This window comes from Ralstonia pickettii (genome assembly GCF_001699815.1).
Lineage (GTDB): Bacteria > Pseudomonadota > Gammaproteobacteria > Burkholderiales > Burkholderiaceae > Ralstonia > Ralstonia thomasii.
This window is the reverse complement of record NZ_MCGB01000061.1, coordinates 19,962-34,944: the sequence shown is the minus strand read 5'-3', so window position 1 is coordinate 34,944 and position 14,983 is coordinate 19,962. Positions and strand designations below refer to the sequence as shown.

Annotated in this window: 14 protein-coding genes and 1 pseudogene; 5 read left to right on the top strand and 10 right to left on the bottom strand. The window is 64.8% G+C overall.

Features of this window, described 5'->3' with window-relative positions; genetic code table 11:
• Window positions 1-122 precede the first annotated feature (122 nt).
• Window positions 123-1,151 carry a UDP-N-acetylmuramate dehydrogenase gene (gene murB / locus BEK68_RS10880; RefSeq protein WP_012436317.1) on the bottom strand — a complete coding sequence of 343 codons (1,029 nt, stop codon included), beginning with the start codon at window positions 1,149-1,151 and terminating at the stop codon, window positions 123-125.
• 106 nt (window positions 1,152-1,257) lie between these two features.
• On the opposite strand from murB, the gene BEK68_RS10875 reads away from it, so the two are divergent.
• Window positions 1,258-1,743 carry a YajQ family cyclic di-GMP-binding protein gene (locus BEK68_RS10875; protein WP_012436316.1) on the top strand — a complete coding sequence of 162 codons (486 nt, stop codon included), beginning with the start codon at window positions 1,258-1,260 and terminating at the stop codon, window positions 1,741-1,743.
• 66 nt (window positions 1,744-1,809) lie between these two features.
• On the opposite strand, the gene BEK68_RS10870 is transcribed toward BEK68_RS10875, so the two are convergent.
• Window positions 1,810-4,197, bottom strand: coding sequence for an acylase (locus BEK68_RS10870; protein WP_012436315.1), 2,388 nt, complete (start codon window positions 4,195-4,197; stop codon window positions 1,810-1,812).
• A 160-nt stretch (window positions 4,198-4,357) separates the two neighbouring features.
• Here BEK68_RS10870 and BEK68_RS10865 point away from each other — a divergent pair, with 160 nt between their 5' ends.
• Entirely contained in the window at window positions 4,358-5,374 is a 1,017-nt protein-coding gene (locus tag BEK68_RS10865) for a GlxA family transcriptional regulator (RefSeq protein ID WP_012436314.1), read from the top strand.
• Here BEK68_RS10865 and plsY read toward each other — a convergent pair.
• The 7 genes and pseudogenes from plsY to queG all read right to left on the bottom strand — a co-directional run bounded on the left by plsY (window position 5,371) and on the right by queG (window position 11,225).
• Window positions 5,371-5,994: a glycerol-3-phosphate 1-O-acyltransferase PlsY gene (gene plsY / locus BEK68_RS10860; protein WP_004631773.1), complete on the bottom strand. Its 624-nt coding sequence runs from the start codon at window positions 5,992-5,994 to the stop codon at window positions 5,371-5,373. The genes BEK68_RS10865 and plsY overlap by 4 nt on opposite strands.
• Before the next feature lie 70 nt (window positions 5,995-6,064).
• Window positions 6,065-6,556: a Cys-tRNA(Pro) deacylase gene (ybaK, locus tag BEK68_RS10855; protein ID WP_012436313.1), complete on the bottom strand. Its 492-nt coding sequence runs from the start codon at window positions 6,554-6,556 to the stop codon at window positions 6,065-6,067.
• A 22-nt stretch (window positions 6,557-6,578) separates the two neighbouring features.
• Window positions 6,579-7,523 (bottom strand): site-specific tyrosine recombinase XerD, encoded by a 945-nt coding sequence (xerD, locus tag BEK68_RS10850; RefSeq protein WP_012436312.1) that lies wholly within the window; start codon window positions 7,521-7,523, stop codon window positions 6,579-6,581.
• Complete coding sequence (locus BEK68_RS10845) at window positions 7,520-7,996, bottom strand: methylated-DNA--[protein]-cysteine S-methyltransferase (RefSeq protein WP_004631779.1); 477 nt, start codon at window positions 7,994-7,996, stop codon at window positions 7,520-7,522. The genes xerD and BEK68_RS10845 overlap by 4 nt, the downstream gene beginning before the upstream one ends.
• Window positions 7,997-8,058: 62 nt before the next feature.
• A pseudogene (locus tag BEK68_RS10840) lies at window positions 8,059-9,036 on the bottom strand (tripartite tricarboxylate transporter substrate binding protein BugE).
• A 122-nt stretch (window positions 9,037-9,158) separates the two neighbouring features.
• Window positions 9,159-9,809: a chalcone isomerase family protein gene (locus tag BEK68_RS10835; RefSeq protein ID WP_024542268.1), complete on the bottom strand. Its 651-nt coding sequence runs from the start codon at window positions 9,807-9,809 to the stop codon at window positions 9,159-9,161.
• A gap of 258 nt (window positions 9,810-10,067) precedes the next feature.
• On the bottom strand, window positions 10,068-11,225 hold the full coding sequence (gene queG / locus BEK68_RS10830; protein ID WP_012436310.1) for a tRNA epoxyqueuosine(34) reductase QueG: 1,158 nt from the start codon (window positions 11,223-11,225) through the stop codon (window positions 10,068-10,070).
• Window positions 11,226-11,241: 16 nt separating this feature from the next.
• Between queG and tsaE the strand changes: the two genes are divergently transcribed.
• From tsaE to BEK68_RS10815, 3 genes are read left to right on the top strand one after another with little or no spacing between them, the layout of a single operon-like run.
• Window positions 11,242-11,820 (top strand): tRNA (adenosine(37)-N6)-threonylcarbamoyltransferase complex ATPase subunit type 1 TsaE, encoded by a 579-nt coding sequence (gene tsaE / locus BEK68_RS10825; RefSeq protein ID WP_004631787.1) that lies wholly within the window; start codon window positions 11,242-11,244, stop codon window positions 11,818-11,820.
• Window positions 11,814-13,334 (top strand): N-acetylmuramoyl-L-alanine amidase, encoded by a 1,521-nt coding sequence (locus tag BEK68_RS10820; protein ID WP_012436309.1) that lies wholly within the window; start codon window positions 11,814-11,816, stop codon window positions 13,332-13,334. The genes tsaE and BEK68_RS10820 overlap by 7 nt, the downstream gene beginning before the upstream one ends.
• A gap of 3 nt (window positions 13,335-13,337) precedes the next feature.
• Window positions 13,338-13,883, top strand: coding sequence for a GNAT family N-acetyltransferase (locus tag BEK68_RS10815; protein ID WP_012436308.1), 546 nt, complete (start codon window positions 13,338-13,340; stop codon window positions 13,881-13,883).
• On the opposite strand, the gene BEK68_RS10810 is transcribed toward BEK68_RS10815, so the two are convergent.
• Window positions 13,884-14,915 carry a bile acid:sodium symporter family protein gene (locus BEK68_RS10810; RefSeq protein ID WP_004631793.1) on the bottom strand — a complete coding sequence of 344 codons (1,032 nt, stop codon included), beginning with the start codon at window positions 14,913-14,915 and terminating at the stop codon, window positions 13,884-13,886. It abuts the gene before it with no gap.
• Window positions 14,916-14,983 lie beyond the last annotated feature (68 nt).

Sequence of the window (14,983 nt, the reverse complement as noted above, 5' to 3'; positions counted from 1 at the left end):
AGGGTCAAACCAAGCATTTTAGGCCATTGGATCGACCGCGGGTACGTCAGCCGAAGGGCGCCTGGCTCCAAGACGCATGCGATGTGGCGCAAGATGCCCAGCCCGCCCATCCACCAACCCGTTTACACCACAACCGGTTCAGGTTCGATGCGTACGCCAAAGCGCGCATGAACCGCGTCCTGGATCTCACGTGCCAGTGTCATCAACTGAACCGCGCTGCCGCCGCCACGGTGCACCAGCACCAGCGCCTGCTTTTCATACACGCCCACTGCGCAGCTCTGCCGGCCCTTGAAGCCGCACTGATCGATCAACCAGCCGGCGGCGAGCTTGTATTTGCCGTCCGGCTGGGCATATCCGACCAGATTCGGGAAGCGCGCGGCCAGCGCATCGCGCGTCGCGGCGTCGACGATGGGGTTCTTGAAGAAGCTGCCCGCGTTGCCAATCTCCGCCGGATCGGGCAGCTTGCGGCGGCGGATGGTGACAACCGCATCGAAGATGTCCTGCGCCGTCGGGCGGGCGATGTTCTGCGCGGCCAACTCGCGCGCGAGTTCGGCGTAATGCGTGTCGGGCTGCCAATCCACCGGCAGGGCGAAGGTGACTTCGGTGATGACGTAGCGATCGGCGCCGGCGCGCTTGAAGAGGCTGTCGCGATAGCCGAAGGCGCAATCGGCGGCGGTGAGGGAGACGAACTCGCCGGCGTGGCGGTCGTAGGCGCGCAGGGACTGGAAGCGGTCCTTGATCTCGACGCCGTATGCGCCGATGTTCTGGATGGGCGCCGCGCCCGCCGTACCGGGAATCAGCGCGAGGTTTTCCAGCCCAGGCAAGCCATGAGAGACGGTGTGAGCGACCAGGCCGTGCCAAGATTCGCCGCCGCCTGCGGTGATGGTGTTGACTGCGTGGCCATCGACCATGCTTTGGCCAGTGGCGATGCCCATAATCTCCATCAGCAACACCAGGCCTTCGAAATCGCGCGTGAGCACGACGTTGCTGCCGCCACCCAGCACCAGCACAGGCAAGCCCTGCACGCGCGGGTCGGCCAGCGCGGCGGGAATGTCTTCCGGCGTGCGCACGTGCGCGGCGTAGCGGGCGGTGGCCTCAAAACGGAACGTGTTGTGCTGGCCTAGGGGATAATGCGTGTCGAGCAACGCCATGGCGCCAAATCTGCTGGGAAAGCCAAGATTATAGAAGCCATGGCGAACGCGGCACCCGCACAAGGGCGCCGCAGCAACCCGAATTCAAGTCTGCAAGGAGAACACGATGCCGTCGTTTGACGTGGTATGCGAAGCCAACATGGTGGAAGTGAAAAACGCCGTGGAACAGGCCAACAAAGAGATTTCGACGCGATTCGACTTCAAGGGCTCGGACTCCCGGGTCGAGCACAAGGAGCAGGAACTCACGCTGTTTGCCGACGACGATTTCAAGATCGAACAGGTCAACGACGTGCTGATGAACAAGCTCGCCAAACGCAACGTCGACGTACGCTTCCTGGACTACCAGGACAAGCAGAAGATCGGCGGCGACAAGATGAAGCAGGTCGTCAAGATCAAGAAGGGCGTCTCGGGCGACCTGGCCAAGAAGATCGTCAAGACGATCAAGGACAGCAAGATCAAGGTGCAGGCAAGCATCCAGGGCGACGCGGTACGTGTGACCGGCGCCAAGCGGGATGACCTGCAAAGCGTGATCGCCATGCTGCGCAAGGAGGTGAGCGACACGCCGCTGGATTTCAATAACTTCCGCGACTGAGCCCGACGCGCTTTCCAAGCAAAACGCCCCGCACGAGCGGGGCGTTTGCATTTGCAGCGGCAAAGTTTACTGCGACAACTTCGTCACCTTCAGTGCTGGATCGGCGGCGATGGCGGCTTCCGAGAACGGTAGCCGGTTCCAGCGCTTGGCCGAGAATTCGCGCATCTGGTCGAACGCATGCGGTGAAGCCGGATCGGTCGATTCACCGTAGGTCAGAAGCGCATCGGCCACCGGGCCCTGATCGTCGAACGTGACAGTCTGGATGTAGCTCGTGCCGAAATACACCTGCAGGCCCTTCGGCCCGATCGGCGTGCTCTGCAGCTTGTTCAGCACGCCCTCGTATTCCTCGCCGCCGTGCAGGGTGATGTTGTCGCCCGGCGCGTGTGCCGCCTGCACAGTGCCCAGCGGCGCATCCAGCGCAAAGCCGGCGGTGCGAACCGCGCCCACGGCATCCTTCAATGCTTTGAACACGGCCGTGCGCACGGCTGCATCGCTCATGCGCAGGCTGCGCGGCGTGTGGACCGGATCAGCCGGGTTGAAGTCGATCGCATGGACGTGCGGGATGTCCTTGGCGCGCATCCAGAACTCGCGGAACAGGTGCGCAGCGCGTGCGTCGACGTTGTCCGTGAGGTTCCATTGCGCCAGGGCGGCGCAGCCGTCGCGTACATCGGTGTAGAGATCGGACGTGCCTTTGCAGGCGGCCAGGAGATCGTCGTGCACGAGGTGGCCGGCGAGGTTGGCGTCGCGGAAGATCATCGCCTGCAGGTTCGGTAGGTTGACCTTGTTGCCGGGCAGCCCGTCAGTGCCGTTCAGGCGACGTTCGATTTCGATGATGCCGATGCGTGTGCGCAGGCGCTGCGGCACGTCGGTCGAGCCCATCACCGGCGAGAAGCCGGTCAGCTTCTGCGCTGGGTTGGTCAGCCACGAGCTGTCGTTGCTGTTGGCGACGTAGTCTTCCCGCTCCAGTACCGGCATGCGCGCGGGCGCCACCAGGCCCGGCACGGGCGAGGCCGGATCGACCTGCCAGTCGCACGCACTGCGTGAGCCGTCGAGCAGCACCAGCCCCGCGCCCTTGAAGAGCTTGTCTGCGAGCGGCGACGGCGCGCAACGCTTGAGCGCTTCAGCCGACACGTCCGGCGTGGTCGACACATCGGCAAACAGCGCACGGCCGTTTCGGTCGGTGGCGATCGTGTTCACCCAGGGGATGCCGAGGTTGCCGATCGCCTGCTGGATGCCCGCCACGTCCTTGGCCTGTGCGATATGCAGCCAAGTATCGATGGAGCGCGTGTTGTTGCGATTGGCGTCGCGCAGCGTGTAGGCCTTCTGCGAGGTCCACGGCATGCCACCGGCGGGCATCGACAGCACGGGGCCGTACACCGTGTTGTAGAAGGTGTGCGTGCGGCGCTCGATGCGGCCGTCCGGCAGCTTCACGTCAAAAGCCACGGTGCGCGTGGTCATCTTGTGCGGCTTGCCGTCAATCAGGTAGGTGGTCGGGTCGCCTTCGGCCAGCTTCAGCTCGAACAGCGTGAAGCGGCGGCCGGTGGAGACGGTATGCGTCCACGCCACGTCTTTGTTGAAGCCGATGCTGACGACGGGGAACGCGGCAATCGACGCGCCCATCACGTCCAGCTTGCCAGGCACGGTCAGGTGGACCTGGTAGAAGCGGTTGGTGGTCGTCCATGGGAAGTGCGGGTTGCCGAGCAGCACACCGCGGCCGTTATCCGTGGCGTCCTTGCCGAAGGCCCAGCCGTTGGAGCCGATCGGCATATCGCGCAGTTGCAGGTCGCGGTCGAGTGCAGCGATGTCGACGGCATGGGGTGGAATGACCGCCGATGCAGGGGCGCCGCCCGGGGGCCGCGCGGCGACGATGCTCGCCAGCATGGCACCTGCGCTCGCCTGGATGGCTTTTTCTTCGCCCATCAGCATCATGTCGGCTACCGTGAGCGGACGCACCCAGTCGGCATTGCGGCAGGCGGCTGGGCGGTTGGCGGCCGGCGTGTCTTTCAGATAGCGGTTGTAGCCCGCGATGTAGCCACGCAGCAGCTCGCGCGCTTCAGGCGACATCTGCGCATAGCCGGCGCGCAGGCCAGCCTCGTCGAATGCGCTCTTGAAGAAGGCGTCGGCTTGGGTGTTCGGCACCGACTTGAACGACACCACGACCGTGCCGTCCGGCCCGAACGTCTTCGAGCGCTCGCCGTGGACGGTGACGATCTGGTCGGCCAGCAGGCAGACATTGTCCTGTGCATAGGCATAGGCCATGCCGAAGCCGAGGCTGGCGTAGTCGTTGGCACGGACGTGCGGAATGCCGAAGCGGGTGCGGCTGATTTCAGCCGAGATGCCGGTGTCCGCGGGCGTGGCCCAGCCACTGTCGGTGCTTGCGCAGCCGGCCAGCGCCGCAAGTGCGGCCACGGCAAGCGCGCTGCGCAGTGCGCATCCCTGCATGAATCGCTGCATCGTGCGTTGTCTCCTGATGTCGGTGTCGTTATGGGCGGTTGCGTCTGTGCTCAGCCACCGTCGCATCGTCAATCGGGCGCGTCTGATTCGAAAGAGGTATTCCCGCCAGAATTGGGGTCAATATCGCCACGGGAATTGCCGCACACGCCTATACTCGGGCATGCCGAAAATCGACCTGCTGACCTTTCCCGACGCGGGCTTTTCCACACTGGCAACGGCTGCCGACACGCTTGGCGTGGCCAATGCGCTGGCTTCCATGCAGGCCGGCAAGCGCGCCAATGCCGCCAAGACGCCGATGTTCGGCTGGCGACTCATCGCGCGGGACCCGGCGCATTGGCAGGCTGCGGCACAAACGCTCGCTTGCCGTTGTGATGCACTACCGGATGACGACGCGCAGCTCGGTGATGCGTTGATTGTCCCGCCCGTGCATTTCGACCACATTGGCACGCTGGAACAGCGCCTGGCTCTCCTGGAAGTGGAGCGCGCCACCATCCGCCGTTATCTGCAGGCCGGGCGGTTGGTGGCGTCGCCGTTCACGGGTGTGGCGATGCTGGCTGACGTGCTGCCGCCCGGGCAGCGCCTGACCGTCACGTGGCTGATTGCCGGGTGGGTGCAGGGCAATTTCCCCAGCCTGAAGGTGGTGCCTGCACAGGCGATTGTCAGCAGCGGCAACGTCATCACCGCACGGGCGATGGAGCATGGCGTGGCGCTCACGCACCGCTTAGTCGCGCGATTGGCGGATGCGCGGCTCGCGCGCACGCTGGGCAATACGGCGCTCGATCACCCCTCGCGCGGCGAGGCGATCGGCATCTGGCTGCGCAGCAAGCCGGCCATCCGCGACAGCGTCGTGCTGCGCGCGCGGCGTTACCTGCAGCAGCATCTGCACGACCCGTTTGATCTGGAAAAACTCGCAGCCGCCGCCTCGACCAGCGAGCGGACGCTGCTGCGGCATTTCGCGAAAACGGTGGGGATGTCGCCGCTGCAATTGCTGCACCGGTTGCGCGTGGAGCGCGCGTGTCACTTGCTCGAAGTCAGCACGCTGAGCCTGACGGCGATTGCCGAGCAGTGCGGCTATCAGGACATGTCCGCCTTCCGGCGGTTGATCCGGCGGCACACGGGGCGGCCGCCGGGGGCACATCGGCGCGCGCATTCGGTGCGCGCCGAACTGCGAAATTAAGCGGCTTTCTTCTTCTCGCCGATGCGGCTTTCCTTGCCGGCCAGCAGCTTGGCGATATTGGCCCGGTGGCGCGCGATAAGCAGCACCGCCATCAGCGCAACCGCCCCGGCAATCCAGTCGAAGCCGTTCATCAGCACGTAGAAGAACGGCGCGAACACCGCCGACACCAGCGCAGCCAACGACGAATAACGGAAGAACACGGCGATGATGAGCCACGTAGCGAGCGTGGCCAGCCCGAGCCACACGTTCAGCGCGAGCAGAATGCCTGCCGCCGTGGCCACGCCCTTGCCGCCCTCAAAGCGGTGGAACACCGGAAACAGGTGGCCCAGGAACACGGCGATCACCACCAGCGCGATGCCGGTCTCGTCCACGCCAAAGCGCGGCGCCAGCCATTGCGCCAGCCACACTGCCAGCCCGCCCTTGGCCGCATCGCCGAGCAGCGTGAGGATGGCCGCCTTCTTGTTGCCCGAGCGCAGCACGTTGGTGGCGCCGGGGTTGCCCGAGCCGTAGGTGCGCGGGTCTGCCAGACCCATCGCGCGGCTCACCACCACGGCAAACGAGATCGAGCCGATCAGGTAGGCGGCCAGGGCAAAAATGACGGTTGCGACGACTGGGGACATAGGAAATCGAGGAAATCAGGCTGCGGGATTGTAGCGTGCCGCGTAGGGTGCCCCAGCCGCCGCGTTCGTTTCAATCGGGGTTTGCACAGTTGACGGGCTGCGCGTTCAGCACGGTGGTGAGCACGCTGGGCGCGATGCTCACAAGAAAGCCGCGCCTGCCGCCGTTGATGTAGATGCGCTCCAGCTCCAGCACGCTCGCTTCCACAAACACCGGCATCGCCTTGCGCACGCCAAACGGCGACGTGCCGCCGACGAGATAACCGCTGTGCCGCTGCGCCACTTCGGGCTTGCAGGGCTGCACGGTCTTGCGGCCGGTCTGGCGTGCGAGGTTCTTGGTCGAGACCGAACAATCGCCGTGCATCAGCACGATCAGCGGCTTGGCGTGCTCGTCTTCCATCACCAGCGTCTTGATGACGTGGTGCTCGTCCACGCCCAACTGACGCGACGACTCTGTTGTGCCGCCCTTGTCGACGTAGTCGTAGGTGTGTTCGGCAAACACCACGCCATGCGCCTTGAGATACTGGGTGGCGGGCGTCTCGGAAACGTGCTTTGACTTGCTCATACGGGGCAGGAAAGAACGGTCGCTATCCGCGTGGATGGTGCTGGGCATGCAGTGTGCGCAGCCGCTCACGCGCGACGTGGGTGTAGATCTGCGTGGTGGAAATATCCGCGTGGCCGAGCAGCATCTGCACGACGCGCAAGTCTGCGCCATGGTTGAGCAGGTGCGTGGCAAATGCGTGCCGCAACGTGTGCGGCGACAGCGGCGCGTGAATGTCGGCGAGCAGCGCATAGCGTTTGATGAGATACCAGAACGCCTGGCGCGTCATGCCCTCGCCGCGCGCGGTGACGAACAGCGCGTCCGCCGTGCGCTCGCCGAGCAGCGCGGTGCGGCCCGTTTGGCGATCCTGCAGATAACGCCGCAGCCAGTCGCCCGCTTCCGCGCCGAACGGTACGAGGCGGTCCTTGCCGCCCTTGCCGCCGACCACGCGCACCACGCCTTCATTCAGGCCGACTTCCACCGTTTTCAGCGCGACGATTTCCGACACGCGCAGCCCGCTCGCATACATCAGCTCGATCATCGCGCGGTCGCGCAGGCCGAGCGGCGTGTCGACATCCGGCGCGTTGATGAGCGCCTCGACTTGCGTTTCGGACAGCGTCTTCGGAAAGCGCGGCGGCTGCTTGGCGGTCGGCAGCAGGCGCGACGGATCGGTGTTCACCACGTGCTCGCGCAATGCCCATTGAAAGAACCGCTTGAACACCGTGCGGCGCCGGTTGGCGGACGATGCGCGGCTCTCGGCATGGCGTGCGGCAAAGTAGTCAGCCAGGTCACCGTCTTCGGTTTCGGCGATGGACTTGTTGCGCTCGGCGAGCCAGTGCGCGTAGAGCGTGAGGTCGCGCCGGTACGCATCGAGCGTATTGCGGGCGAGGCCATCCTCCAGCCACAGCGCGTCGCAAAAACGCTGGATGGCATCTGCGCTTTGCGGCGGCAGGGACGGCGCTTCGGCGTCTTTCCGCGCGGCCTTTCTCATATCAGCATCACGCCTTCGTGGCGCAGCAGCCAGTGCTTGATGTTCAACAGGTAGCCATCCGTGTGATGCGAAAACCCGCCGATGCCGGACGCACTCACCACGCGGTGGCACGGAATGAGGATCGGGAACCAGTTGTCACCGCATGCCTGGCCGACCGCGCGTGGCACGCTGCCGATCTGTTGCGCGATGGTGCCGTAGGTGATGACGCTGCCGCACGGAATGGCGCTGATGGCCTGCCATACGCGGTGCTGGAAATCGGTGCCGGCGCGCGCGAGCGGGACGTCGAATGTCGCGCGAGGGTCGCTGTAGTACGCATCGAGCTGACGGGCCAGCCTTGCGATCAACGCGTCCGATGAATTGGCGAGGGGCGTGCCTTCCGGCAGGTAAACGAGTTCACGAAGCGCGCCGTCGGCCACGCGTACGCCCAGCTTGCCGAAGGGCGCTTCGAGAACGGCGTCGAAAGGGGATGGCATGACAGGGGCCGGCGCTGGAAAACAATCCTGCGAATCTAGCACAGGCCCCAGGTGGGGCAGGGTTACTGATCCAGCTTGATGTTCTGCTGCTTGACCAGGGTGCGCATCTTGTCGAATTCGCGTTTGATCTCGGCCGCGTATTGCTGCGGGGTATTGCCGACAGGCTCAGCACTGGCACCGCGGAATCGGTCCACGAGGCTGGGGTCTTTCAGCGCCTTCACGGCGGCTTCGTTGAGCTTGCGGATGATGTCGTCGGATGTGCCCGCCGGCGCGACCAGGCCATACCACGCCGGGTCATTCGCATCCTTCAGGCCGACTTCGGCAAAGGTGGGCACATCGGGCAGGCTATCGATGCGTTTGTTCCACGCCACCACGATCGGCCGTAGCTTGCCGCCCTTGATGAACTGAATGGACGACGGCAGGTTGTCGACCATGATCGGCACCTAGTTGGCCAGCACGTCGTTCAGCGCCGGCCCAGCGCCGCGATACGGCACATGGACCATCTGCGTTTTGGTCAGCACCTTGAACTCCTCACCGAGCATGTGGCCGATGCCGCAGGTGCCCGATGTCGCAAACGAATATTTGCCGGGATTGGCCGTCAGCACCGCGACGAATTCCTTGTAGTTCTTGGCCGGAAAGGTCGGGTTGACTGCAATCACGTTGGCCACCGTGGCCAGGTTGGTGATCGGCTTGAAATCCTTGAGCGGGTCGTACGAAAGCTTCGGGTTGCACGCCGGGTTGACGGCATGCGTGGAGACGGTGGCGATGCCGATCGTGTAGCCGTCCGGCGCCGCCTTGGCGATGGCGTCTGCGCCGATCGAACCGCCGCCGCCGCCCTTGTTTTCCACCACCACGGCCTGGCCCAGCACCTTGGAAAGCTGGTCGGCCACGCCGCGCCCCACGATGTCTGTGGTGCCGCCGGGCGGAAACGGAATGATCAGCTTGAGCGGCTTGGCGGGGTAGTTGTCGGCCAGCGCGGGCCCGCACAACGCCATTCCTGCGGCACCGATCAGGCTGGCGATCAGTCGTCCCTTGGTCATCGTTTCCTCCTTGTAGCTTGGTGTGCGTTCTGCGTTCTTGTGGGGAAACTGCTGAATAGCACAACGGCAAACGCCAGCCACACGGCAACCGGGGAAACCCTGAAAAGCCAATCGTCAGCTTGTCAGCTTCCGAGCAGCCCGTTTTTCAGATCGCGGTCGACCGGGCTGTTGCCGATGAAGATGCTGAGCACGGCCTGGTAGAAATCTTCGCCGGGGATGGCCTTGGTGCGTGTCACGCCATTGATGCTGATGATGGTGCCGGCATCGGGCGCGTAGTCGAAGTTGATGGTGTCGCCGCGCTTGGTCGAGCCGATCTGGCGCATCGCGTCTTGCAACAGTGTCAGGCGGTCGGCCAGCTTCTGCACTTGAATTTCCGTCTGGTTGCGGTGGATGCCGTCGTTCAGCGCGTGGATGAAGGTGTCGGCGCCCACATCGCGCAGCGGGTGGATCTGCAGCCGCTTCGGCCCCTTCATGCCCAAGATGACCGCCGCGTTTTTCGCGCGCTCGGGCAGATACAGGCCTGCCACATAGCCTTTGATGACAAACACGGAACGCAGACCCGTGCCGTTGAGCAGCAGTTCGCGGCCGGCTACGCGTGCGGCGTCGTCGAAGGGCACGCCCTCGACGTTCACCGTTGCCCATGCCGGGCTCACGCACGCGGCGCAGAACACCGCGCCCAGGACGCCGCCGCGCCACGCGCGTGCCATCCGGGATGAGCAGGCACGCACAGCAACCTGCAACGCGCAGCGGAGATCAACAGGAGCGGAAAACATCGGAGTGAGCGGTTTGAGATTAAGCCGCCATTTTCCCGATATTTTGTTTGCAAACAATTGGTGTCTGCCCTGATGCGCAAGCGTTTGCGTACTAGGCGGTATAAGGCCCTGCTGGCATGAGCGTTAAGCAGGCATTCATGGCTCTGTGCTAGGCACACTTTGTTTGGTTTTTAAACCAATCGGCGTTGCAACTTGGAAAATCAGATTAAAGACGCGTCACAGTCCTGATGCGTTGACGTGCCTAACCCGAGCGAGCGCTTACGTCGTCTGTGCCAGCGCCCAGGCCACGTGTTCACGTACGAGTTCCGAGGCGTCATCGGCGCGTGCTTTCAAGGCGGCAAACAGTTGCGCGCGCGTGGTATCCGGCAGCGGGGCGCGCAGTGCGTTGCCAATCGCCACGGCAATGTTGCGCAGCCAGCGCTCGTGCCCGATGCGGCGGATCGGGCTGCCTTCCAGCCGCTGGTTGAATTCGGCGTCGGTCCAGTTGAACAGCTCTGCTAGCGTGGCCGCATCCAATCCGTTGCGCACATCGAAGTCGGGCAGGTTGGCCGGCACAGCAAACTTGTTCCATGGGCAGATGAGCTGGCAGTCGTCGCAGCCGTAGACGCGGTTACCCATCGCCGCGCGCAGCTCGACCGGGATGCTGCCCTTGTGCTCGATCGTCAGGTAAGAGATGCAGCGTCGCGCGTCCACCGTGTATGGCGCGACGATGGCCTGCGTGGGGCACACGTCGATGCAGCGCGTGCAGTTGCCGCAGAGAGGCTCCACGGGCGGGTCAACGGGAAAGGGCAGGTCGACGAGGATCTCTCCGAGAAAGAACATCGAGCCCGCATCGCGGTCCAGCAGCAGAGTGTGTTTGCCGCGCCAGCCCAGGCCGCCGTTGGTAGCCAGTGCGACTTCCAGCACTGGCGCCGAATCGGTGAACACGCGAAAGCCGTACGGCCCGATGGCACCGGCAATTTTTTCGGCCAGCTTCTGCAGGCGTTGGCGCAGTACCTTGTGATAGTCGCGGCCGCGTGCGTAGAGCGAGATGGTGGCGTCTTCCGGGCGCCGCAGGCGGTCCCACTCGATGGTGCGCCAGTCGCTGCCGGGTGTTTGCGGATCGGCCAGATGTGGCAGATACGGCATCCGCGCGACGATGGCGCGTACCGTTCCGGCAACAAGTTCGGCCGGGCGTGCGCGGAGCATGCCATGGTTCGCCATATAATCCATGTCACCGTGAAACCCCTGCGCAAGCCATGTCTGGAGCCCTTCTTCAGCATGCGACAGGTCGACATCGGCGATGCGGACCGCATCGAAACCGAGTTCGGCACCCCAGGAACGGATCTGCGCCACGAGCGCGTGCATGCCGGCCGCATCGGCTGGCAGGCGTGCATCCAGGTTCGTTTCGGGTGATGACGTGGGGGTGGCGGACATGCCCAAATTGTACGCAATGCCCACCGTGCTCCCTGCTGACGTGCCTTCTGGTCTGACCCCTCCGCTCGCCGAGCGCACGCTTTCGCTCGTCGATGAAGCGGCCACGTCGGCCTTTGGCACGGCGCTTGCGCAGGCTGTGCTGGCACTGGGTCCGCGGCCCGTGCAGGTGCAGCTCTCGGGCGATCTGGGCGCGGGCAAGACGACGCTCTCGCGTGCCATCCTGCGCGGCCTCGGACACACCGGGCGCGTGCGCAGCCCCACCTATACGCTGGTCGAGCCGTACGACGTTGCCGGAACTACGGGCACGCAAAAGGTCTATCACTTCGACCTGTACCGTTTTGCCGATCCCGAAGAATGGACCGATGCCGGCTTCCGCGACTGCTTTGCCGAACCCGCGCTGTGCCTGGTCGAATGGCCCGAGAAGGCGCAGGCGCTGCTCGGCACGCCCGATCTGCACATCGCCTTATCGGTCGACGTTGTGCACGAAACCTACGATGACGGCGTTGAGCATGCACCGCGCGCAGCACGTCTGAGCGCACGCACGCAGACCGGCCTTCAACTTCTACAGTCGTTGCAACACCTGTTCCCATGCTGATCAAGCATCTGCCGACCGACCATCCGGATGATCCCAACCTGCCGAGCCAGGCCCGCCGCCAATGGCTCACGCGCATGGCGAAGGCCGGCGCAGGCACGGTCATCCTGAGCCTGGTGGGCCCGCAGATTGCGCGCGGCGCCAACATCGTCGCCGTGCGCGTGTGGCCCGCCGAGGACTACACACGCGTGACGATCGAATCCGACGTCGCGCTCAAGGCCACGCATCAGCTCATCAAGGATCCGGATCGCCTGATGGTCGATATCGACGGGCTCGAGCTGAACCCGACGTTGCGCGAGCTGGTGGCCAAGATCGCGCCGAACGATCCGTACATCCGCCAGGTGCGCGTGGGTCAGAACCGGCCGAGCGTCGTACGCCTGGTGTTCGACCTGAAGGAAAGCGTCAACCCGCAGGTGTTCACGCTGCTGCCGATTGCCGGCTATCGCAACCGGCTGGTGTTCGACCTGTACCCGACCAACCCGCCCGACCCGCTGATGCAGCTCGTGCAGGCCACCGAGGGCAAGCAGGAGCGCTTTGCCGCGTCGGGCGGCACGCCGATGCCGACACCGGATGACGATGACCCCATCGCTGCGCTGGCACGCCGCAGCAGCGGCGGCAGCCCAAACAAGCCGCCGATCGAAGAGCCGCACCTCCCGGCGCTTGCCAACCGCACGCCGCCGCGCAAGGTGCCGCCGACGACCTCTTCGAATCCTCCGTCGACGCTCGCCAACGCGCCGAACACGCCGCCGCTGGAGATCATTCCCGAGCCACCCGTGCCGCGTGCACCCTCGAACGGCCCGCGCATGCGCCGCCTGCTCACGGTCGCCATCGACCCCGGCCATGGCGGCGAAGACCCGGGCGCCACGGGCGGTGCCGGCACGCACGAGAAAGACGTGGTGCTGTCGATCGCCCGCATGCTCAAGGCCAAGATCGACGCCCAGCCCAACATGCGCGCCATGATGACGCGCGATTCCGACTACTTCGTCCCGCTGGGCGTGCGCGTGCAGAAGGCGCGCCGCGTGCAGGCGGATCTGTTTGTCTCCATCCATGCCGATGCGTTTCTTTCGCCGGAAGCGCGCGGGGCATCAGTGTTCGTGTTGTCCGATCGTGGCGCTTCGAGCGCGCAGGCCAAGTGGCTCGCCAACAAGGAAAACGCTGCCGACATGATCGGCGGCGCGAACCTCGGCTCGAAGGACGCGCAGGTCACGCGCGTGCTGCTGGACCTGTCGACCACCGCGCAGATCACCGACAGCATGAGGGTCGGCAAGGCCGTGCTGGACCAGATCGGCGGCATCAACCGGCTGCACAAGGGGCAGGTGGAGCAGGCGGGCTTTGCGGTGCTCAAGGCGCCCGACATTCCGTCGATCCTCGTCGAGACGGCCTTCATCTCCAACCCGGAAGAAGAAGCCAAGCTCAACGACCTGGGCCACCAGAACCAGCTTGCCGACGCCATCCTGCGCGGCATTCGCGCCTACTTTGCCAAGAACCCGCCGTTGTCGCGCAACCCGGGCGTCTGACGCATGACGACGCTTGTGCTACGCGAAGGCGGTGCGTCTGACGCCAGCACCATCGCCGACATCCACACGCGAAGCTGGCAGACCGCGTATCGCGGGCTCGGGGTCCTGTCCGACGCGTATCTCGACGGCGTGGCCAACGCAGAGATGCACGCGAAGTGGCGTGAACGCATGACTGCACCCGTGGCCGGGCAATACGTGTGGTGTGCCGATCTGGATGGCGAGACCATCGGTTTCCTCTGCGCCATGCGTGAAGACAATACGCCATGGGGCGCGCTCGTCGACAACCTGCATCTGCTGCCGACGTCACGCGGCCATGGTGTCGGCAAGCGCCTGATGGGCGAAGCGGCGCGCTGGGCCGTGGCTCAGGGCATCACACAGTTACATCTGCTGGTGTACGAGGCGAACACCGCCGCGATCGGCTTCTACGAAGCCCTGGGCGGTGTGTCGGTCAGCCGGGACTGGCTGGAGACGGCCGATGGCGGGCACGCGTGGGTGCGCACCTACCACTGGCCGGAAGCGAAACTCGCGGGTCTGATGGGCCTGCGCTGATCAAGCCGGGCGGCTCGCCGGGACCCCCGCGCTGGCCTCTGCGTGGGCAACGCGATCGGCGTATTTGCGCGCCAGCGTCGAACACACGATGAGCTGCAACTGGTGAAAGATCATCAGCGGCAGCACGATCAGGCCGAGCGCAGGGTTGCCGGCAAACAGGATCTTCGCCATCGGCACGCCGTTCGCCAGGCTCTTCTTCGAGCCGCAGAACACGGCGGTGATTTCGTCGGCCAGGTTGAAGCCCGCGCGCCGCGACAGCCAAGTCGTCGCGCCCAGCACGACGAAGAGCAGCGCGCCGCTCATCACGGCCACGGCCACGATGGTTTCCCACGGATACTTCGACCACACACCCGCGTGCGTCGAATCAGCAAACGAGTTGAAGACGATCAGCAGGATCACCGCGCGATCCACTTTGTTGATGATCGGCTTGTGCTTGTTGATGAAGCCCCCCAGCACGGGCCGCAGCAACTGGCCTAGCACGAACGGCAGCAGCAGTTGCTCGGCCACGCCCAGCAGCGCCTTGCCGACCGACAGGTCCGCGCCCGACGCCTGGATCACGAAGCTCATTAGCAGCGGCGTGGCGATCATGCCGATCAGGCCCGAGATGGTCGCATTGAAGATGGCGGCCGGCACGTTGCCCTTGGCCATCGCCGTCATCGCCACCGACGACGACACCGTGGATGGCAGCGCGCACAGGTAGAACACGCCCAGCAGCAGTTCAGCCGGAATGAACGGCTTGCACGCAAACAGGATGACCGCGCCGATCAGCGGAAACAGGATGAAGGTGCAGCTCTGCACGAACAGATGCAGGCGCCAGTTGCGCGCGCCTTCGACGATCTTCTCGCGGGAGAGCGCCGCGCCGTGCAGGAAGAACACCAGCGACACGCCGACGATGGTGACGATGTCCAGCCGCAGCGGGCCGTCGCTCGCGCCAAGCGCCGGGAAGAAAAGGGCGAGCGCGACCATCACGAGCATGGCGCGGATGAACCCATCGATCTGGGACAACAACGGAGACAACAGCGGGATCTTCATGTGCGTGCGCGGTCACCATTACGTGACGGCGCGGGTTGGATGGCGGGATAGCCGCTATTGCACAACAT